The following is a 21,689-nucleotide window of genomic DNA, read 5'->3' as shown; positions in this document are numbered from 1 at the left end:
ATGATGCAATTTTTTATGAAAAACAGCAAAAAAAGAGCCTTTACCGATTTTTTCTACTTCAATTTTAAAAGTACTTATGTTGTATTCTTTTTTATTTTGAATTCAATTGCTTTTGGTCAAACAAAACAAGCTGTCAATAAGGATACTTTAGCCAAAGAGAACAAACAATTGGATGTACTTATGCAACAATTAAATGCAGAGAGTTTAAAAGAGAATAAAACAAACTACGAGTTTAATGTGTTGACCAATAAGCAAAATAGTAGTTTTAATTCGCTTAACGAAGAAATTCAAAAAGCCAGTACTGTTCTTAAGGAAGGTATTGATTATAAAGGTTTTACAACGGAGTTGGCCTTGTTGGTAGATTGGAAAGAAAAATCATTAAAAGGAATTGTAAAAGACGTAAATAAGATGCAAACCATACGTGATTTGACCACAACGTCTATTCTTTTGAATGAGCTAATAAAAAGAACCGATTATCAGTTAGATAAAATTGCAGTAAATAATAGAGAACTCAGCGGTATTCAACGTAGAATGGATTCATTGGCAACGGACCCTATTTTTTATAAAATACCCAATCAGGAAGTTGCTAAAAAGAACTACTATCAACGTATGTTCTCACTAACGAAAGATTTAAATGAAGCTAATAAAAGTTTAAAAAATGCTATTGACAGCATACAAAAGCTAGAAATTAACGGAAAATTATTTAAGTATAGTTTAGAATCTGATTTGGCTATTGTAAACAATGCAAGAAAGGTTTTAAGTAAAAAAGTAAATTCAGGGGCATCTGATATTGTTGTGGGGAACGATAAGCCACTTTCTTTTGTTGAAAATTTTGTTCACTCTTTTGGGAAAGGTTCTTTGTTGTTTATTTTTTATTATGCGAATCAGTCTGGTATTTTAGGGTTATTGTTCTTCTTTATTATTGGGCTCACCCTTTATCTTAGAGTCATTCGAAGTAAGTATAAAAAAGCAGATCTCTATGAGAATTTAAAATATCCAGGACACGTTTTGAATTATCCATTTGCGGCGTCGGTATTGATTATGATTTCAATCTTTCAGTTTTTCTTGCCTTCGCCTCCTTTTGTGTTTAGTGCTTTTTTATGGACTATTAGTGGGATAGCTTTGATCTTAATCATTTATAAATCATCGAATAGGTATTGGTTTTTAATTGGTGTGGCTTTTCTTTTATTAAACTTTTTGGCTTTTCAGGATAATTTATTGTTGCTTTATTCTCCATCAGAATTCAGATTTGTACTCTTTTTGAGCTTGATAGGATTAGCATTGGGTATATATGTGTTATTCAATAGGAATAAGAAAGGTAGAGAAATTGAAGAAAAAAGTTTTGCCGTAGCCTTGGTAGTTTTCATAGTTTTAGAGTTTTTTGCTATAATTTTTTCATTTTCAAACTCCTATAACCTTTCAAAGGTTTTAATGACCTATGGGTATTTTACGATTTTAATTGCTTATCAATTAATTTGGGCCTTTGGCTTGAGTTTAGATATTTTAAATTTCTCAAAGTATTTAACGCAAACTGAAGAAGAAGAATTGCTGTCTGCTGAAAAGGAAGAAACTCAATTCAAAGTACCGGCTTTTATTTATGTCTTATTTGGTTTGGCTTGGTTTGTATTGATTAATAGAAATTCGTATGGTTTTCAAAGCTTTATTGAGCCTATAGCACAAGCCTTTTATGAAGAAAAACAATTTGGGGAATTTAAGTTTTCATTCAACTCAATCTTCTTGTTTTTCTTTATCTTATTTATGTCTGGTTTAAGTGCCAAAATAGTTTCGTTTTTAACAACAGAAAGTAAAACTACAGCAAATGGAGCCGCCAAATCAGGTTTAGGAAGTTGGTTGCTACTCATTCGAATTGCGATAATTACACTTGGAGTTTTAATTGCCTTTATCTCTGTTGGAATCCCTATGGATAAGATTGCTTTAATGATTAGTGCTTTGAGTGTGGGTATTGGTTTTGGTTTGCAAAATGTAATTAACAACTTAGTCAGTGGATTGATTATTGCTTTCGAAAAACCTATCAATTTGGATGATATTGTTGAGGTTGGTGGGCAAACCGGTAAGATGAAATCCATCGGAATTCGAAGTAGTGTTATTACAACTTGGGATGGAGCCGATGTCATTATTCCTAATGGCGATTTGTTGAGTCAACATTTGGTGAATTGGACTATGGGTAGTAATCGTCGTAGATTTGAGATTGATTTGGGCGTCGCTTATGGCTCAGATTTGAATGAAGTAAAAACTATTTTGATAGAGGTGTTAATGCAACATGAATTGGTATTGAAAAATCCAGCTCCGATGGTTTGGGTGACTAAATTCAACGATAGTTCTATAGATTTTGCTATAAAATATTGGGTGCCTCATTTTAATTTTGGGAATGATGTGCGAAATGATTTAATTATAGCGATTGACGTAGCTTTTAAAGCAAATGGTATAGAAATTCCATTTCCACAGCAAGATTTGCATATTCGTTCCAATGTTTCTGCTAACAATGATGAAAATTTAGATAAGGAATAATTCTAGTTTTTCACAAAAGACTTCTTTTAGTAAAAGGTATAATTGTTGATTATTAATAAGAGCAATATAGAATTTTAGTAACCAATTTAAAATTAAGACGAAATGAAAAAAGCAATCGTAACTTTATCATTAATAGCTCTTTTTGGTTTGACTTCTTGTAAAAAAGAAGCTAAACAAGAAGAAACACCAATTGATTCTACCACATTAGTTGTTCATACTGTTAAAACGGAAGCAATGGTAGATCCAGACCCAACAGATACCATTCCAGCTGGAAGTTATGGAATTAATTCTTCTAATTTGAAAACAGCAGATTTAATCCGTTTAACTATTAAAGATTTGTACAAAGATGATTTGGCAAAGAACTTTATAGATGACTACAGTAAAAAGTTTATTTTCTTCGAATATGATTTAAACGATGATGGAAAAAAAGAAATTCTAGTCGGATTAACTGGAGGTTATTTTTGTGGTACTGGTGGTTGTACTCAGTTGCTGTTGGATAATCAAGGAAATGTAATTACGCAATTTTCGGTATCAGGTAATCCGGTTGTAATCGATACGAATAAAACCAACGGATGGAAAGACTTGTTTATATACAGTGGAAGTAAATACCGTATCGTAAAGTTTAACGGAAAGACTTACCCATCTAATCCATCAATATTGCCAGAGTTAAAAGTTATACCTGGTGATGGTTTACCAAGAGCATTGGATTTTGAACATGAACCTTATGCTTGGTTTAAGTTTTAAGTAATAAAAAAGGGCTTTTGATATTCAAAAGCCCTTTTTTTATTCAGATAACATTGTTATTGCTTTTTATAAATAGCATAAATAACATTTAATGTTTTTTGGTCTATAATTGAGTCAATTTCTGTCTTGATATAATGCAATTTAAAGGCTTTGATAGCGGCATTCAGGTTTTTTGTGTCATACCCAATTATTCGCAACGCCATTTCAGCATTAAAATCTGTAGGAGCTGTTTCCAATTGCGCTTCTGGCCAAAGACCAAAACCTTTTTCAGCCAATAATTGCCATGGAAACAAGGCGCTAGGGTCTACTTTTCTAGTAGGAGCAATATCTGAGTGTCCAATAAAATTTTGAGTAGGAATGTTGTAGTCTTTTTTCAGTTTTGTTAAAAGAGCAAGCAAACTATTAATTTGTGCTTCAGAAAAGGGCTCTGAGCCGTTATTGTCAAGTTCAATCCCTATTGAAGCAGAGTTGATATCGCTGTTTCTTCCCCAAGTTCCATTACCAGCGTGCCAACCTCTCAAATAGTCATTTAACATTTGTACTACTTTTCCATCTTCGGCGATGACATAATGTGCACTCACTTTTGTGCTGGCTAGTGTAAATGTTTTTAAGGTTTGTTTTAAGGAATCCTGTGCGGTATGGTGTATGATTACAAAATTAGGTTTTCTTAAGTTGAAGTTTACCGTTCCAATCCATTCGGTTGTAACATTTTCTAATGCTGTCGGATTAAATTTAGAAATTGAATCTTTTAGTGTATTGATTTGTTTTGTGTAAAGCGTATCATGAGAGGTGGAAGTAGTCTCTACTTTTTTTAGTGCAATAGCTTCTTTTTCAGCTAATTTTTGCTGCAACACCTTTAATTGTTGTTCGTATACTTTATTACTCTCTTTGTATGGATTTGTTCCGCACGAACTAATAAGTAAACCCAATCCAATAGTAAGTAGTAGTTGTTTAAACATTGGTAGTTGGTTTTAGTTTTTTATTTCTTTTTCTTCTTTTTAAATCCTCCAGCAACAATTTTTTTATAAATCTCTTTCTGGTCTGGATTCAAAAGTTCAAGTATTTTTCGGTCGGTATTCTCAGAGATTACTCTAAGGTCTTCGCTTTTACTTTCGTTCGAACCCTCTTTTTTTATGATTACGCCTTGTGCATTTAAACTTTCAATTAATAAATTTTTGATAGCAATTTCTTGCAAAGCATCAAAGTTGAGTTCGGTTTTTAAACTTTCCATTACTCTTGCAGCGGTTTCTTCATTTGAGGGTGGTTTAGGAGCACTTTGTGTTGGTCCAGAACCCATTCCCATTTGATTCATTCTACCATTATAACCTCCACCATAGCCATTATTGCCATAACCGTTATTATATTGTGCCCAATTAGTTTGAGTAAAAAATAACGTAAAACCTAAAAACAATAAATATTGAAATTTTTGCATCGTAAACTATTTATGAATTCAAATATACTAATTAAACAGGTTCTCCGTACAAGTCAAATTCTGTTGCATCTGTAATTTTGATCATAACAAACTCCCCAGTTTTTACATAATGTTTTGAAGCATCAATTAATACTTCATTGTCAACATCTGGACTATCAAATTCAGTTCTTCCAATAAAGTGTGCTCCTTCTTTACGGTCGATAATACATTTGAACGTTTTACCTATTTTTTCTTGGTTCAAATCCCATGAAATTTGAGATTGTAGTTCCATTAATTCGTTTACACGAGCCTGTTTTACCTCGTCAGGAACATTGTCTTCTAGTAAATAAGCGTGCGTGTTTTCTTCGTGTGAATAAGCAAAACAACCCATTCTGTCAAATTTCATTTCTTGAACAAAGTTTTTCAAGGTTTCAAAATCTTCTTGGGTTTCACCAGGATAACCTACAATTAGCGTCGTACGAATTGCAATTCCTGGAACAGCCGCTCTAAAATCACGCAAAAGTTGAGTGGTTTTAGCTTCTGTAGTACCACGACGCATCGATTTCAAAATGCTGTCCGAAATGTGTTGCAACGGAATATCAATATAGTTACATATTTTTGGTTCGCGCTTCATAATCTCCAACACATCCATTGGGAAACCAGTAGGGAATGCATAATGCAAACGAATCCATTCAATACCTTCCACTTTTACCAACGCTTCTAGTAAATCTCCAAGTGCACGTTTTTTATATAAATCAAGACCATAATATGTCAAGTCTTGAGCAATCAAAATCAATTCTTTTACCCCATCTTTGGCCAACCCTTCTGCTTCTTTAACCAATTTTTCGATGGTTTGAGACACATTTTTTCCTCTCATTAAAGGGATTGCACAAAAACTGCAAGGTCGGTCACAACCTTCAGAAATTTTCAAATAAGCATAGTTTTTAGGTGTTGTAGTTAAGCGCTCACCTAATAATTCATGCTTGTAATCTGCGCCTAAAGCCTTTAATAAACCAGGCAATTCAGTGGTTCCAAAGTATTGGTCTACATTCGGAATTTCTTTTTCTAAATCCGGACGGTATCTTTCAGAAAGGCAGCCTGTTACAAAAACTTTGTCAACCAATCCTTTTTCTTTTTTATCAGCATATTCCAAAATCATATTCACAGATTCGGCCTTGGCATTATCAATAAAACCACACGTATTGATTACGATAATGTTACCTTCATCTGCCTTTGCTTCATGGGTAACTTCTTTTCCGCTTGCACGAAGTTGTCCCATCAAAACCTCGCTATCGTAAATATTTTTTGAACACCCTAAAGTGATGACGTTGATTTTATTCTTTTTTGTTGACTTTGTTCTCATAGTATAGATTCCCCTTCTTCTAGGAATTGGCAAAAATACGCTTTTTTTTCTTCTGAAAAAGCATTTATTACACTTCACATCCCAATATGCATTGGATTTTATATGGAGTTTTGGATAGAATTAAAAGCAGGAAGGAAAAGGTTTTCTTGGTATCAAAGACCCGTCATCCGCTATATCTTTGCCTTTTGAAACAAAAAGGTAAAGGATGCCGCTCCTACCGGGGCTATAAGGAAGATAGGGCTTTTTTGTTGTCATTTAAAAGAAGGCTTAAAGTAACAGCAAAAAAAAGAAGCCGAATTGGGCTTCTTTTTCTATTTCTTTTTATAATTCAAACAGCACCGTCAGAGAAACGTTATTGTTAATGGCGTCTATGCTTGCTGCATTCGTAAGTCCCGTGCTAAAAAAACCTTGTTGGTAATTTCGTTTAGCATAAGAATAAGCAAGGTCAACTCGTGTTGCTCCAAAATTATATCCCAAACCTCCAGAATAGCCAGTTAAGTCTCCAATGGTAGTTTTGTTCTTATAAGGACTTTTTTCCATTCGGTAGCCACCTCTCAAACTCAACGCTTTAATTTTATATTCAGCACCAATTCGTAATTCTCCAGAAGTTTTAAGAGTTGCATCCATTTCAGCGTTTAAATCTCTATAATAATCGTCACTTGTAGGTCTAAATTTGACATTATTATAATCTTTTATAGAGTAATCAACACTAATTAATCCTTTTTTGCCAAATACATAAGCCGCACTTCCAGTAAATTTACTTGGAGTTTGTAATCGATAAGGAGCATAATAGTTAGTAATACGTGGGTCAATTACATCAGTTGGTAGCTCACCAGAAGTATTGCTTCTAACAGAACTTAATCGTTGTGTCAATTCATCACTCAAATTCATCCAAGTTGGAGATTCATAGGCCGCACCTAGTCTCAATCCATCTGTAATTTTTGCAATAGTACCTATTTGAAATGAAAATCCTGTTCCGTTAGTGTATAAATCATTACTGAAACGCATTCTTGTAATTCGGTCTTCATTTGTTAAAGTGTTATCATTGTCTTCGTAAAATCTTGAAGATTGAGTATAGTTAGAAAAATGCGAATTAAGGTTAATACCTATATAAAGTTTGTCCTTGTAGGAAGAGGAAAAGTTAAAGGATAACTTTCCGTTGTACCCATTGGAGTAAATGGCGTTTTCTTGGTAGTAATTGCCTCCTTCGCGAACATTTGATGTATAGGCTGTATTATTAGTTGCATTTGAAACAGGATTGATAATATATCCGTGAAAACCAAAGAAAGCTTGTTGTTGTCTGTAGTTTAATTCAGGATAGTTTCCGAATTCAATTGTGTTTAAAGAAATTCCATTGGCATAACTCAAAAAATAATTAGCAATAGAATTGGTTGGATTTACTCCTGCAGAAAATTTAGCATTGTCAAAATTGTTGGTGTTTTCATAGTTAACCGCAAAGGCAATTTTAGTCCAATCAGCATTTCTGTTGTGGTTTTTAAATACAAAAACACCTCCAGCTTGATTCAAGTCAAAAGAATTTTCACTATCGCTAGTTTGAGTTCCAAAATAGTTGGAATTATTTTTAGTGCTATAGTTGCTTATAGTTAGCCCTAATTGATTGTTGTTGAACACAGCAGAGCCTGCTGGATTTACATTGATAGAGGATAAATCACCGCCCAATGCTCCAAAAGCGCCGCTCATCGACCGGTATCTAGCTGTACCGTTGAGGTTGTCTACAGAATAACGTAAAGCATCTGATATTTCTTGAGCTTTTACTGAAGTGCACAAAAAAGCAATAGCGATTACTATATAGGTCTTCTTCATAATGGTTATGTATGTTTGATTGAATAGTTGTTTATAGAAAGGTATTAACCTCTTCCACCTCTTCCGCCTCCGCCTGAAGATCTCGTTCCGCCTCCGCTACTACCACCTGAGGAACGCATACTTCCACTTGAAGAACTTGGAGAATAGGATCGACTAGGAGTGTAGCTATTGCTTCTTGATCGTGAAGAACTATTAGAATTTGTGTTATAATTGCTGCTCTCTCTACTGGTTCTTGTAGTAGTATAGGATGAATTGTTTGAGTTAGAACTGTTATTTCTTCTGTTGAAAGAATTGGTACTGGTGTAGCTAGAGTTGCTATTTCTTCTAAAATCAGTAGTGCCTCTTCTGAAATCTGTACTGCTTCTTCTATAGGTAGTCATGTTTTGACTGTTACGGCTATTGTAGCTTCTGTTAATGTAGTTCCCATTGGAGTATCCAGAGCCTCTTCTGCTAGCATTGTAGGCATAATTGTTGTATCTGTAACTTGGATATCCCCAGTATCCACCAGGGTAGCCCCACCAACCTCCTGCAGGATAACCCCATCCCCAACCAAGACCCCAGCCAGCATTCCAACCCCAGCCAGTATTCCATCCCCAACCAGTATTCCATCCCCAGCCGCCATTCCAACCCCAAGGGTTGTTCCATCCCCATCCGGCACCATACCAGTTGTTCCAACCATTGTCATTAATATATATGGTAGTGCTTTGTGGATTGCTTCCCCAACTTGCGTAGCCAGTATTTGGAGCTTGTATACTATCATTGCTATCTTCATAATTATTGTAGCTTTCTACGTCTGTAAAAATTTCTGAAGATGAATTGGTGTTTTGCAATGATCTAAAATATTCTTGATATTGATTGCCAGAGGTGTTTTGTGATTCATTGTAAACAACTCTTGAAGAATTTGAGCCGTAAACACCGTCTGTTTCGTAATAGGAGCTGTTTTGGTAAGAGCCACACGATGAAATTAGTAAACATAAAAATCCAATAAATGCAAATTGGGGTATATTTCTTTGGTAAAAAACAGTAGTTTTCATATTCTATGGGATTTTTTATTGTTGAACAATACAAAAATAGTTAGTTTTGCCTAACTAATAAGTTAAAAAAAATAAAACAAAATTTGTGCCAAACTATTTGATATGAGCAAGAACCTTACTACAAGAGAAGAAGATTATTCGAAATGGTATAATGAGCTAGTTGTAAAAGCTGATTTAGCCGAGAATTCAGGTGTTAGAGGCTGTATGGTAATCAAGCCATACGGATATGCTATCTGGGAAAAAATGCAAGCAGAATTAGATCGTATGTTTAAAGAAACGGGACATCAAAATGCTTATTTTCCTTTGTTTGTGCCGAAAAGTATGTTTGAAGCTGAAGAAAAGAATGCTGAAGGATTTGCGAAAGAATGTGCGATAGTAACTCATTATAGATTAAAAAATGATCCTGATAAGCCTGGGAAATTAATGGTGGATCCAAATGCTAAATTAGAAGAGGAGTTAATTGTACGTCCAACTAGTGAGGCAATCATTTGGTCAACTTATAAAGGTTGGGTTCAGTCGTATAGAGATTTGCCATTGCTGATTAATCAATGGGCTAATGTGGTGAGATGGGAGATGAGAACGCGATTGTTCTTAAGGACTGCTGAGTTTTTGTGGCAAGAAGGACATACTGCTCACGCAACCAAAAAAGAAGCGATTGAAGAATCGGAAAAAATGATGAATGTTTATGCTGATTTCGTTCAGAATTTTATGGCTATACCCGTTGTAAAAGGCTTGAAAACCGAAACAGAACGATTCGCAGGTGCTGAGGAAACGTATTGTATCGAAGCTTTGATGCAAGATGGAAAAGCATTGCAAGCTGGGACATCACATTTCTTAGGACAAAATTTTGCTAAAGCTTTTGATGTTAAGTTTGCCAATGCAGAAGGGAAGCAGGAATATGTTTGGGGGACTTCTTGGGGAGTTTCAACTCGATTGATGGGCGCTTTAGTTATGACGCACTCTGATGATAAAGGATTGGTTTTACCTCCTAATTTGGCACCAATACAAGTTGTTATTGTACCTATATATAAGTCAGAAGAACAATTGCAAGCTATTTCAGCTGCTGTTGCTATTATTTCAGCTGCGCTACGCAAACTTAATATTAGTGTTAAGTATGATGATAGAACTACACAGAAACCAGGATTTAAATTTGCAGAGTGGGAATTAAAAGGTGTCCCTGTTCGAATTGCAGTAGGTCCAAAAGATTTAGAAAACGGAACTTTTGAAGTAGCTCGACGAGATAATTTGTCTAAAGAGGTGGTTGCTGCAGATGGAATAGAAAATTATATTGTTAATTTACTTTCTCAAATTCAAGCGGATTTATTTAATAATGCGCTATCCTATAGAGAGAGTCATATTACAGAAGTAAATAGTTTTGAGGAATTTAAGTCTGTTTTGGAAGGAAAAGGAGGGTTCATTTCGGCTCATTGGGATGGTACTGCTGCTACTGAAGAAAAGATAAAAGAGTTAACAAAAGCAACCATAAGATGTATTCCTTTGGATAGAGTAGAGGAGGCGGGAAGCTGTGTATTTACTGGGAATCCTTCGGTTGGAAGAGTGCTTTTTGCAAAGGCATATTAAAAAAAATTAATTTTTTTTGCATCAGCTATTGTGCTTCTCAAAAATAGTTGTATTTTTGCATCCGCAATACAGAAGCAGGGTCCGTTCGTCTATCGGTTAGGACGCCAGGTTTTCATCCTGGTAAGGGGGGTTCGATTCCCCCACGGACTACAAATTTTGTTTTTAATATAGTTTTCCTGGACTTTAATCAGGAGATTGGTCCGTTCGTCTATCGGTTAGGACGCCAGGTTTTCATCCTGGTAAGGGGGGTTCGATTCCCCCACGGACTACAAATTTTTATTGAAGTAGTACTAAGATGTAAAAAGACATTTATTTTGTTTTTTTAATAGTAAAGCCGGTTTTGGCCAAAATAAGTATTAGCTTCTTTATAGACTTCAAAATAAAATAATAAAGATAAAAAAATAGTACAATGGCAAATCATAAGTCAGCTTTAAAGAGAATTAGAAGTAACGAAAAGAAAAGAGTGTTAAATAGATACCAACACAAAACTACTCGTAATGCTATCAAGGCGTTAAGAATTGCTACAGATAAAGTTGATGCTTCAGCTAAATTGTCTGCTGTTATATCTATGATTGATAAATTAGCTAAGAAAAATATCATTCACGATAATAAAGCTTCTAATTTAAAATCTAAATTAACTAAACACGTTGCTAAATTGTAATACACATTTAGTGTTTGATATATTAAAAAAAGCTCCTAAAAAGGAGCTTTTTTTTGTTTTGTATTTATCTGAATTTTTCTGTAAGGTATTCTAACATTCCCACCGTAATTGGTTTGGGTAAAAAATCAGCTACTATTTTATAGGTTTTTGCTTTAGCTAAATCTTGTGGGTCGATAGTGGAGGATAGAATAATTACTTTCGTATTGTTAAAGGCAGCATATTCTGGTTGGGTAAAAAGTTCTAAGAATTTCCAACCTCCCATTACTGGCATATTTAGGTCTAAAAAAATAAATTCAGGTTTTGCACTTAATAATTGATTTTTATTGAGTTCATCGTAGATTTTTAACGCCTCTTCTCCATTCGATGCTGTTAAAATCTCTTTTGCGAAAGAGGTTTTCGTTATGATTTTTTTACTAATCATTAACGAAATTGGGTCGTCATCTATGCAAAAAATGGTGTTATACATTTTCTTTTGTTTAAAAGGTTAAGGTGAACTCTGTCCCTTTGTTTACTTCGCTTTCAATGGATATTGTACCGCCTAATGATTCTATTTGAGATTTTACTAAATAGAGGCCTAATCCTTTGCTATCAGGATAATCATGGAATCTTTGATACAAACCAAAAATGTGTTCTGAATTTCGTTTAAGGTCAATTCCTATGCCGTTGTCTTTAAATTTTAGTATGGTCGAATTGTTTGTTTTTTTAATTGTAATTGAAATTTTTAACTTTTTTGTTTCCGATTTGTATTTAATAGAATTCGTTAACAAGTTGATTAAAATGCTTTCAAGGTACGCTTTATTGGTGTAAATTGTATCTGCTTCATCAAAATTTAGTTTGAGTATCGGTTTTGATTGCTCAATTTGAAATTTGAGTTGACTAAAAACATGTTCTACAACTTCATTGATTGTTACGTTTTCTTTTTGAATGGATATTTTGTCTTTGATTACGATGATTTTTACTAAATCATTTATCGTTTCATTTAAAAGATGCGTTGATTTTTTAAAACCATTAATTATTTCTGATAGTTCAGAGTTGTTTATTGGGATGTCTTCTATTAAATTTAATAGTCCAATTAAATTTGATAATGGCGCCCTAAGATTGTGTGAGGTTATGTATGAAAATTGTTTTAGGTCTTTATTGTTTTGAGTCAATTCTCGAATTAGTTGTTCTTTTTCCTTTTCTTGTTTTCTTTCCTCAGTTACGTCTTTTTGAATAGAAATCCAATGGGAGAGTTCGTTGTCTGAGTTGTAAATTGGAATCATAGAAAAGCGTACCCAATATTCTTCTTTGTTTTTCTTTTTGGTTAAAGTTTCAATTTGGCATTCTCTTTTTTCTGCAATTGCAGCAATGAATTTTTCATATTCATGGCTATCTAGCTCTTCAGTATTGAATGGATTGAATGGTTTTGATAGTACTTTTTTTGATTTGTACCCAGTCATAGCGCAAAAAGCATTGTTCACATATATGATGTTAGGAAATCTTGCGCTGTTGGAGTCTGATTTGGTAATTACAATGGCATCTTTGGTTTGGGTTACAACAGTTTCTAATAATTTAAGATTTTCCTCTTCCTTTTTTTGTTTGGTTATGTCTTGAATGGCTCCAATCATTCGATGAGCTCTCCCTTTTTTGTCTTTTAAAAGAAAGCCTCTATCTAGTACATATTTATAGGTGTTGTCAGCACATCTAAAACGGTATTGGTCTTGCCATTTTTCAGATTTTTGCTCAATAAAGGAGTAGAGTTTTACCGACATTTTTATACTGTCTTCAGGGTGAATCTTGTCAAACCACCATGCAGAGTTATTGCCAACTTGTTCCTGGGTGTAGCCAAAAATAGTTTCAATTCCTTTATTCCAAGTTATAGTATCCTCTTGTATTTTCCAATCCCAAATCGTATCACTAGTGGCTTTTGATACAATATCGTATTTCTCGTTAGATTCTTTTATTTCGTTATTGTTGGATTTTATTTTTTCTAAAATTCTACTATTGCGTTTTTCGTTTTTGGATAAAATATATCGAAATAATAAACCTACAAATAAGATGAAAATAACATCTTTGATAAGGTTGTAATAGTAAGGATTTTCAAGTTGAAGATTGTTTGAGAATTTATGCCAAATTATGGCCATAAATATGGAGAAAAGAATGAAAATGCTAATTATTTGGTTGGTTTTACTTCTCATTAATCAAATATAAATAATTTATTTGTTAGAATTTTAAATTTCTGTTACAAAACTTTGTTTCTTAAAAATGACAAATAATGAACTGCTTGTTATTCATTGTTTTAGGAAACCGTGTTCGAAAGTTTTTTATATGAAAATAAAGTGTACATTTGCACCCACAAAAAATCACAGATGGAATCTATTAGAAACATTGCAATTATTGCCCACGTCGATCACGGTAAAACCACTTTGGTTGATAAAATTATGTATCACTGTCAATTATTTCGTGACAACGAAAACACAGGTGATTTAATTCTTGATAATAACGACTTAGAGCGTGAAAGAGGGATTACTATTACATCAAAAAACGTATCAGTTGAATATAAAGGAACTAAAATCAATATTATTGATACTCCTGGTCACGCGGATTTTGGTGGTGAAGTAGAACGTGTATTGAACATGGCAGACGGTGTTTGTTTACTAGTAGATGCTTTTGAGGGACCAATGCCTCAAACTCGTTTCGTTTTGCAAAAAGCAATCGATTTGGGATTAAAACCATGTGTAGTTATCAATAAAGTTGATAAAGAAAACTGTACTCCAGAAGAAGTTCACGAAAAAGTTTTTGACTTGATGTTTGAATTGGGTGCACAAGAATGGCAATTAGACTTCCCAACGGTTTACGGTTCTGCAAAAAACAACTGGATGTCTGATGATTGGAAAAATCAAACAGAAAATATCGAGCCTTTGTTGGATATGGTAATTGAGAATGTTCCTGCACCAAAAGTGTCTGAAGGAACACCACAAATGTTGATTACTTCATTAGATTTCTCTTCATTTACTGGTCGTATTGCGATTGGTCGTCTTGAAAGAGGTGTTTTGAACGAAGGAATGCCTATTTCTTTGGTAAAAAGAGATGGTAAAGTAATCAAATCAAGAATTAAAGAATTACATACTTTTGAAGGTCTTGGACGTAAAAAAGTGGCTCAAGTTGTTGCAGGTGATATTTGTGCTATTGTTGGAGTAGAAGGATTTGAAATTGGAGATACTATCGCTGATTTTGAAAATCCAGAAGCTTTACAAACCATCGCAATTGATGAGCCAACAATGAGTATGTTGTTTACGATTAACGATTCTCCATTCTTTGGTAAAGAAGGAAAATTTGTTACTTCAAGACACATTAGAGAACGTTTGACAAAAGAATTAGAGAAAAACTTGGCTATGAAAGTAGGTGAGACTGATTCTGCAGATAAATTTATGGTTTTTGGTCGTGGTGTATTGCACTTGTCAGTGTTAATCGAAACGATGAGAAGAGAAGGATACGAATTACAAATTGGTCAACCACAAGTTATCATTAAAGAAATTGATGGTGTAAAATGTGAACCAGTTGAAGAATTAACTATCGATTTACCAGAAAATCTTTCAGGTAGAGCTGTAGAGTTTGTTTCTATCCGTAAAGGTGAAATGTTATCTATGGAAGGAAAAGGAGAGCGTATGATTGTAAAATTCAACATTCCTTCTCGTGGTATCATAGGTTTACGTAACCAATTGTTGACTGCAACTGCTGGTGAAGCTATTATGTCACACCGTTTTATTGGTTATGAACCTTTCAAAGGTGAAATTCCAGGACGTAACAACGGTTCATTGATTTCTATGGAAAACGGAAAAGCAATTCCTTATTCTATCGATAAATTACAAGACAGAGGTAAATTCTTTGTTGACCCTAACGAGGATATCTACGAAGGTCAGGTAATTGGTGAAAACACTCGTAGCGATGATATGACAGTTAACGTTACTAAAACTAAAAAGTTATCTAACGTACGTTCTTCAGGTGCAGATGATAAAGCAAGAATTATCCCAGCTATTAAATTCTCTTTAGAAGAAGCTTTGGAGTACATCCAAAAAGATGAATATGTTGAGGTAACTCCAAAATCATTACGTTTACGTAAGATTTACTTGTCTGAAACAGATAGAAAAAGATATAAAATCTAATTCTCTTCAAATACAATACTTAAAATCCCAAATTCCAGAGTCAATGGAGTTTGGGATTTTTTTTATGGTGTTCCCCGCCAGAAAAAGGCGGGCCGGGCTATCAGCTATATCTTTTTGGGGCTAGAAAAAAGCCCCAAAAAGGATGCCGCTGCTATCCCTAACACAATATTGCTACCATTAGAAATTATAGCTTATCATTCATTTTAATTGTAATTTTTGAGTCAGCAACAAGAGAAAACTTCGCATCCTCATATTTTGGTGGTCCCATAAATCCTTTAGCATTGTTCGAACAAGCTACAGCCTCTTTTGGCATTCCGATGAAGTTTTTGTCCAATTTTCCATTGTTGTTTTCGTCGTGATATACCATAACAGTGTATTCGGATTTGGGTAAATCACTAAAAGTTACTGTTGCTGTGTTGGATTTGATAGTAGATGAAGTGGTTTTAAAAGCACTTTTTAAAAACTTTCCTTTCGAGTTGTAGACTTCTACGGTAAGTTTTCCGGTGTTATTTTTTATTCCTGTGACAGTAACAGTAAGGCTTGTGTTTTGAGAAAAAGCTAGGCTGCTTATTCCAAATAATAGTGATAAAAGTTTTAACATCTTATATTTAATTTTTTAACAGAAACAATAGTGGAATATCCAATCGCTTCGCCCACGCTACTTCCGAATGGTTTTCTCCAGGGAAGAATTTGGTTTCCCAGTTTTTGTTGGTAAAACCTTTGGCTTTCATCACAACATCTACTTTTTCTTGTAATGGTTTGTACATGGCATCCAAGGTTTGGTCGCCATAATCAAAGTAGATTTTATGGTCTTTTGGATTGGGAAGTTTCTTTTTTAAGTACGCTACAAAGGCATTAGGAATTGGATTATTATCTGAAGAAAAAGTACCTGGCCAATGCGTAGATAAACAAGCAGCACCTCCAAAAACTTTTGGATATTCACAAATAGCATACATCGAAATAAGTCCTCCCATACTGGAACCAGCAACAAAAGTATTTTTTTGGTCCTTTTTTGTTGAGAATGTCTTGTCGATAAAAGGTTTTACCTCAGTAACCAAAAACTGAAGATACAAATCAGAATACGGTTTGAAGATTTCCTTGGTTCTACCAGCTTTCTGCAATTGAGCTGTGACTGTGTCTCTTTGAATTTGAGTCAAACTTTCATAAGGTTTTTGAGGAAAATATTCGGGGTGGCGTTTTGGGCCGTTGTTCCAAATGCCTACGACTATAAATTTTTGAGTTTTTCCTTCTGCTATTAATTTCCCAGCCACTTCATCTATCTCCCAAGCTTGTTTATTCCAAGTGCTTTGTGCATCGTATAACGCTTGACCGTCGTGCATGTACAAAACGGCATATTTTCCTTGCTCAGAATAACCATCGGGTAGCCAAACATCAATGTTTCGGGCATCAATTAGTTTTGATTTGAAATTTTCAAAACGTTGTACTTTTCCTGAAGTGACTTGTACTTGTGCTGTTGTGGCGAAAATCAAAAAGAGAACCAAGAAAATGGTGAGCTGTTTTTTCATTGTTATGCTATTTAATTTCTAAAATTAAAGCCGATTTTGGGGCAACTTCTAGTGTTCCATTGACATTTATTTCTTTACCACTTAGCGCATCTTTTGCATTGAAGTTGGAAGGAATCATGTCTTGATAGGTTTTCATATCCAATGTGATTTTTTTATCGTTTTTATTCAAAATCACCATTATTTTTTGAGTGTCGTTGTATCGGAAATAGACGTAAGCATCATTTTTTTCGGGAGCATAATGTTTGAATTTTCCATTGTGAATAGCGGTGGCTGTTTTTCTCCAATTGAAAAGCTGTGTAAAGAATTTTTGTGCCTCTACTTCTTCATTAGTTAATCCTTTTCCAGTAACAGCATTCTTGGAATCACCTTCCCAACCACCATAAAAATCGACCCTTCTGAATCCATCATTACCTGGTTTTTCTTGTCTGTACAATAATTCAGTCCCATAATACATTTGCGGAATTCCTCGCATAGTTGCATATAAGGTCATGGCTAATTTCCAATGGTCCAGATTGTGTTGTAATCTTGTATAAATACGGTCCATATCGTGATTGTCTGGAAAAATCAGCAAATTATTGGGGTTCGGAAATTGGTAATCTTGCCCCAAACCTCTGTATATTTCTTTCCATGTTGATTCCCAATCATTTTTATTGTTCAAGGCTTTTACCAAATTATCGGTTAGAGCAAAATCCATTAAGGATGGCAAGTAGCATTGGTATCCGTCTACATTTTTTTTGTCTTTTTGCCAATAGGCAGCGATTTCTGTGACATGGGTCATCTCTTCACCCACGATATTAAAGTTGGGATACTCTTCTAGAATGGTTTTGGTCCATTTGGCCAAGAAATCTTTGTCAGCATACGAAAAAGTGTCTTCTCTAAAACCAGAAAGCCCAGCATATTCAACCCACCAAATGGTGTTTTGAATTAAATAACTCGCCATCAATGGATTTTTTTGGTTTAAATCGGGCATAGTGGAATCAAACCATCCATCGGTATACCCTTTTTTATCTTGTTCTGTGGCATAAGGGTCCAAAAGTGTCGATTTCAAGTGATTGGTTCTTGTTTTGGTATCTGGAACATTAACCCAATCTTTCATTGGCATATCTTTGATAAAATAATATTCTAACCCACAATGATTTAAAACAACATCCCAAATCAAGCCTATGTTTCTTTTTTTAGCTTCTTGTACTAGTCTTTTAAAATCTTCATTGGTGCCGTAGCGAGGGTCAATTTTATAAAAATCGGTAGCAGCATAACCGTGATAGGAATACTTTGGCATATTGTTTTCTGCAAGCGGTGTATTCCAAATTTGAGTATACCCAAGCGATTGAATGTAATCTAAGTTGTTAATAATTCCTTGAATGTCACCACCGTGCCTTCCGCTTTCGTCAGCGCGATTGGCTTTTTCTAAACTACCGGGCAGGTTATCGTTTTTGGGATTACCATTAGCAAAGCGATCAGGCATTATTAAGAGAATTACATCTTTGTTAGAGAAACTTTCTCTGTTGGCGCTGTTGTTTTCTCTAGCTAATAAAGGAAAATCTTTAGTAATGATAGTTTTCCCCTTTTTCTTGAAGTCAATTTTAGCTTTTCCAACTTTAGTATCGGGAGCAATGTTGATTGTCACAAAAAGATAGTTTGGATTCTCAACTTTTTCTGTTTTTACGATACTTACTCCTTCGTATTTTGTTGTAGGTTCTAAATCTTGAATATTGTTTCCGTAGACCAATAAAGTGATTTGATTGAGTTTCATTCCCACCCACCAATTGGCTGGCTCAATGCGTTGGATTTGTGCTTGAATTGAAGTGGTGATTACTAGTAAAAGGATGGTGATTTTTTTCATATGTAGATAATATTTTTTTTAAGGTCATATATAATTCGCATATCTTCATTAGTGTTTGCGATTAATTTTCGGTCATGCTTATTTCATAAATGCAATATTTTAAAAGGAAACTTGTCTTAAAATGGTTTTTCCAAATGGAATAAGAGTCACTTTTTCAGTGGTTTGGGTACTGTTGTTTTTTAAAGTTACCTCTATTTTACCATCTTTAAATTTAGCATTATTTTCCTCAATAAAGGAGTAACTTAACTTTTCTTTAGGAGCATATTCTATATCATAAAAGCCAGTTTTGTAAAGTCTCCCTTTTATTTCTTCAGCTTGAAAGGGTAGCGCAAAAACCTGAGCACCATAGGTGAAATATTTTTCGTTGTTGGCATCCTTTTTGACAACGATTGCTGCTTCAAACTCTAGTGTAATTGCCTCTTTTTCTAAACTATTTTCTTCAAAAAGTAAAAATCCGTCAATCTCTTTGTATGGTTTCGATGCGATTATTTTAGTAGCCCAATTCGGTTTTCTGACTTTTAGATTAAATTTTGCCTTTTTAGGATTATTTATTCTAAATGTGAAACGATTTTCAAATGGATATTGGGTGATTTCTTCAATTTGAACGGGTTTGCTTTCTATGGTTGTTTTTACAGTTGAAGGACCAAGTAAGCTGGCAACAAGTGTATTGTTATCTTCCAATAACCACGATTTTTCTAAGAAATAAGGTGTAATTCTACCAGCATTTGGATTACAACAAACGGCTACATCTTGATGCGTAGCAGAGTATTTGTATCGGGTTTGTTTTCTGTCGGGTTCTATTTCACCATTTTTGGTTCCCATCATTTCAAAAGAATTATCTGTTTTTAGATAGGCTATGCACGAATGATTTGGATTTCGACTCCCTTGTGCAGCATTATAAAATATCGTTTCGATGTCATCTGCGAGTTTTGCTTCTCCATTTTTTTGAAGCAGTACGCTGTAACTGTCCAAAAGCTCGTGAATTGAGCAATATTCATAACCTGTATGTGTTGCATTGGCTTTTCTTTCAGCTATCCATTCATCACCTATTGGTCCTCCTGTGATTGTGGTTACTTCTCTGATGCGTTGTAAAAACAAAGCAAGGGCTTGTTCCATTTCAGGATTATTTTTGGCATAAGTAGCCACAATAAGTGGACGTAAATGTTCAAATGTATGAACGCCGTGCGACTGCAGTTTGTAATTTGGATTTAAAATGTTTTGTAATTGCGCATCTTTTTCAGATTGATACGTTTTTGAGTAATCCAAGTACAAGAACAAGGCATAGTCTAGGTATTTTTGTTCTTTGGTGATTTGGTACATCTTGTCTAAAACATCTGTAAATGTTAAGCCGTGAGAGACTCCACCATTGAATTTTTCCCCTGAACTAAACGGACTTGACGCGTTTATGGGATAATTTTGCATTACGTTATCGACAGCTTTTACCAAAGATTTCCAAACTTTAGGATCTTTTGAATAGTCATAATAGGCTAATAAACCGCGATACAAAGTGGCTTTTGCCCATAATTCTCCGTTTTCTGAATTGAATTTGTAACGTAGTTCAGGATCGTAGATTCCAAGATAGCCATCAGCATCTTGTGTGGCTAAGATTTCGTTGATATATTTTTTTACTTTTTGTAAAGCCTTGGCGTCATTCAGTAAAATGGCATTTCTAAGGTAACCATCCCACCAATTGGATTGCGTCTCACTATTCCACCATTTGTATTGATCATCTCCTTCGGCATCACCTTCTTTTTGATTGCCCAAATCTTTTGCCTTGCTGTGTTTTTGCAATCTCCCTTTTCCGTATATGGGATCATTAATCAAATCGGGTACTAATTCATCAAGATGACCAACGAAACCTTGCATGTCTTTTTCCATTTGATTTTTTATCCAGCCTGAAGGTGTAATACTTCCAAAGGGAAGTGTTGTGTACTGTTCCTGTTTTTTTTGTTGTGCATTCATAGCGTTAAAAAATAATAAGGCAAAAAGAATATAATAGCTTTTCATAGTAATGAATTTGATGTTGTTGCAATAGTAAATTTTACTTTTTTCAAATAAAATTTACTGGATGTATCAAAATTAGTGGAATAAAAGGGTTGTAATTAATCCTATTTTATTCAATTGTAATACTATATTGAATTTATGTAATTATATTTGATGTATATCTGAATAGTATTGTATTATGAAGCCGATTTTAGAACAAATTAGATTACAGCAACCCAATGCTACTTTTTATAGCTATCGTTTTGAAGTTCCTTTTTTTGAATTCAAATGGCATTATCATCCCGAATATGAATTGACCTATATTGTCAAAGGCAATGGTTTTCGATTAGTTGGGAATAGCTATGCGTCTTTTACGGATGGGGATTTGGTTTTGATAGGTCCTAATTTACCGCATACTTGGGTAGGAAAATCTAAAGATGATGCACTGTTTGAAGCTGTTGTATTACAGTTTTCCTCTTCATTTATAGCTTCTTTTTTAGGTTTTGAAGAGAGTGCAGCTTTGCAAAAATTATTGGACACTGCTCAAAAAGGCCTTTTTTTTAATTTAGCGAACGAAGAAGTCAAGAGTTTGATGATTCAACTTACAGAGACCACGGGTTTTGATCGTATTCTTTCTTTTTTGGCATTATTGAATCAATTGAGTGCTGCGGAATCACTTCCATTGGCCACAGAAAATGTTGTGTCCTTACAGTCTTTAGAAACAGAAAAAAGAATTAATAAAGTTTGTGGTTATTTGGAACAAAACTTTACCACTAAAATTACATTGGGTGAGGTGGCAAGCTTGATTTCACTTTCGGAAAGTAATTTTTGTAAGTTTTTTAAAAAAGCTACGGGTAAAACCTTTTCAGATTATTTGAATGATATTCGAATACAAGAAAGCTGTCAAATTTTATTGAAAACAGATTTGGATATCAATCAGATTGCTATGCAGTGTGGCTATGAGTCTTTGAGTTATTTCAACCGAATATTTTTAAAGAAAAAAGGTTTGACGCCGAGACAATTCAGACAGTCAAACCTTTTATAA

General features: G+C 34.3%; 17 protein-coding genes and 2 tRNA genes. 8 read left to right on the top strand and 11 right to left on the bottom strand.

Annotated elements, in window-relative coordinates:
- Both ACSVH9_RS08665 and ACSVH9_RS08660 read left to right on the top strand, forming a co-directional pair.
- Entirely contained in the window at window positions 1-2,529 is a 2,529-nt protein-coding gene (locus ACSVH9_RS08665; RefSeq protein ID WP_438063380.1) for a mechanosensitive ion channel family protein, read from the top strand.
- A 102-nt stretch (window positions 2,530-2,631) separates the two neighbouring features.
- Window positions 2,632-3,273 (top strand): hypothetical protein, encoded by a 642-nt coding sequence (locus ACSVH9_RS08660; RefSeq protein WP_438063379.1) that lies wholly within the window; start codon window positions 2,632-2,634, stop codon window positions 3,271-3,273.
- 56 nt (window positions 3,274-3,329) lie between these two features.
- Here ACSVH9_RS08660 and ACSVH9_RS08655 read toward each other — a convergent pair whose 3' ends face one another.
- The 5 genes from ACSVH9_RS08655 to ACSVH9_RS08635 form a co-directional block, all read right to left on the bottom strand.
- A complete protein-coding gene (locus ACSVH9_RS08655; protein WP_438063378.1) occupies window positions 3,330-4,232 on the bottom strand; it encodes an N-acetylmuramoyl-L-alanine amidase in 903 nt (300 codons plus the stop codon).
- Between the two features lie 20 nt (window positions 4,233-4,252).
- Window positions 4,253-4,705: a hypothetical protein gene (locus tag ACSVH9_RS08650; protein WP_438063377.1), complete on the bottom strand. Its 453-nt coding sequence runs from the start codon at window positions 4,703-4,705 to the stop codon at window positions 4,253-4,255.
- Between the two features lie 31 nt (window positions 4,706-4,736).
- Window positions 4,737-6,047, bottom strand: a complete 1,311-nt coding sequence (gene rimO / locus ACSVH9_RS08645) for a 30S ribosomal protein S12 methylthiotransferase RimO (RefSeq protein WP_438063376.1) — start codon at window positions 6,045-6,047, stop codon at window positions 4,737-4,739.
- Between the two features lie 321 nt (window positions 6,048-6,368).
- A complete protein-coding gene (locus ACSVH9_RS08640) occupies window positions 6,369-7,871 on the bottom strand; it encodes an OmpP1/FadL family transporter (RefSeq protein ID WP_438063375.1) in 1,503 nt (500 codons plus the stop codon).
- Between the two features lie 44 nt (window positions 7,872-7,915).
- Window positions 7,916-8,905, bottom strand: a complete 990-nt coding sequence (locus tag ACSVH9_RS08635) for a hypothetical protein (RefSeq protein WP_438063374.1) — start codon at window positions 8,903-8,905, stop codon at window positions 7,916-7,918.
- A 102-nt stretch (window positions 8,906-9,007) separates the two neighbouring features.
- On the opposite strand from ACSVH9_RS08635, the gene proS reads away from it, so the two are divergent.
- The 4 genes from proS to rpsT all read left to right on the top strand — a co-directional run bounded on the left by proS (window position 9,008) and on the right by rpsT (window position 11,147).
- The gene (proS, locus tag ACSVH9_RS08630; protein WP_438063373.1) at window positions 9,008-10,486 is read left to right on the top strand and encodes a proline--tRNA ligase; all 1,479 of its coding nucleotides are present in this window, start codon (window positions 9,008-9,010) and stop codon (window positions 10,484-10,486) included.
- Between the two features lie 78 nt (window positions 10,487-10,564).
- Window positions 10,565-10,636: transfer RNA gene (locus ACSVH9_RS08625), tRNA-Glu, on the top strand.
- Window positions 10,637-10,683: 47 nt separating this feature from the next.
- Window positions 10,684-10,755: transfer RNA gene (locus tag ACSVH9_RS08620), tRNA-Glu, on the top strand.
- A 140-nt stretch (window positions 10,756-10,895) separates the two neighbouring features.
- On the top strand, window positions 10,896-11,147 hold the full coding sequence (gene rpsT, locus ACSVH9_RS08615) for a 30S ribosomal protein S20 (protein ID WP_159686122.1): 252 nt from the start codon (window positions 10,896-10,898) through the stop codon (window positions 11,145-11,147).
- Window positions 11,148-11,211: 64 nt separating this feature from the next.
- Here rpsT and ACSVH9_RS08610 read toward each other — a convergent pair whose 3' ends face one another.
- A complete protein-coding gene (locus ACSVH9_RS08610; protein ID WP_315141768.1) occupies window positions 11,212-11,613 on the bottom strand; it encodes a response regulator in 402 nt (133 codons plus the stop codon).
- Between the two features lie 10 nt (window positions 11,614-11,623).
- Window positions 11,624-13,324, bottom strand: a complete 1,701-nt coding sequence (locus ACSVH9_RS08605; protein ID WP_438063372.1) for a PAS domain-containing protein — start codon at window positions 13,322-13,324, stop codon at window positions 11,624-11,626.
- A gap of 171 nt (window positions 13,325-13,495) precedes the next feature.
- Between ACSVH9_RS08605 and typA the strand changes: the two genes are divergently transcribed.
- A complete protein-coding gene (typA, locus tag ACSVH9_RS08600) occupies window positions 13,496-15,292 on the top strand; it encodes a translational GTPase TypA (protein ID WP_298299310.1) in 1,797 nt (598 codons plus the stop codon).
- A gap of 184 nt (window positions 15,293-15,476) precedes the next feature.
- On the opposite strand, the gene ACSVH9_RS08595 is transcribed toward typA, so the two are convergent.
- From ACSVH9_RS08595 to ACSVH9_RS08580, 4 genes are all read right to left on the bottom strand, one after another.
- Window positions 15,477-15,893, bottom strand: a complete 417-nt coding sequence (locus tag ACSVH9_RS08595; protein WP_438063371.1) for a DUF2141 domain-containing protein — start codon at window positions 15,891-15,893, stop codon at window positions 15,477-15,479.
- Between the two features lie 7 nt (window positions 15,894-15,900).
- Window positions 15,901-16,818: an alpha/beta hydrolase gene (locus tag ACSVH9_RS08590; RefSeq protein WP_438063370.1), complete on the bottom strand. Its 918-nt coding sequence runs from the start codon at window positions 16,816-16,818 to the stop codon at window positions 15,901-15,903.
- 7 nt (window positions 16,819-16,825) lie between these two features.
- Window positions 16,826-18,661 (bottom strand): glycoside hydrolase family 13 protein, encoded by a 1,836-nt coding sequence (locus tag ACSVH9_RS08585; RefSeq protein ID WP_438063369.1) that lies wholly within the window; start codon window positions 18,659-18,661, stop codon window positions 16,826-16,828.
- A gap of 99 nt (window positions 18,662-18,760) precedes the next feature.
- Window positions 18,761-20,668: a beta-L-arabinofuranosidase domain-containing protein gene (locus ACSVH9_RS08580; protein WP_438063368.1), complete on the bottom strand. Its 1,908-nt coding sequence runs from the start codon at window positions 20,666-20,668 to the stop codon at window positions 18,761-18,763.
- Window positions 20,669-20,843: 175 nt separating this feature from the next.
- Here ACSVH9_RS08580 and ACSVH9_RS08575 point away from each other — a divergent pair, with 175 nt between their 5' ends.
- Entirely contained in the window at window positions 20,844-21,689 is an 846-nt protein-coding gene (locus tag ACSVH9_RS08575; RefSeq protein ID WP_438063367.1) for an AraC family transcriptional regulator, read from the top strand.

Origin of the sequence: Flavobacterium sp. RSSB_23 (genome assembly GCF_051547145.1) — a bacterium.
GTDB lineage: Bacteria > Bacteroidota > Bacteroidia > Flavobacteriales > Flavobacteriaceae > Flavobacterium.
This window is presented reverse-complemented; position numbering and strand designations above follow the sequence as displayed.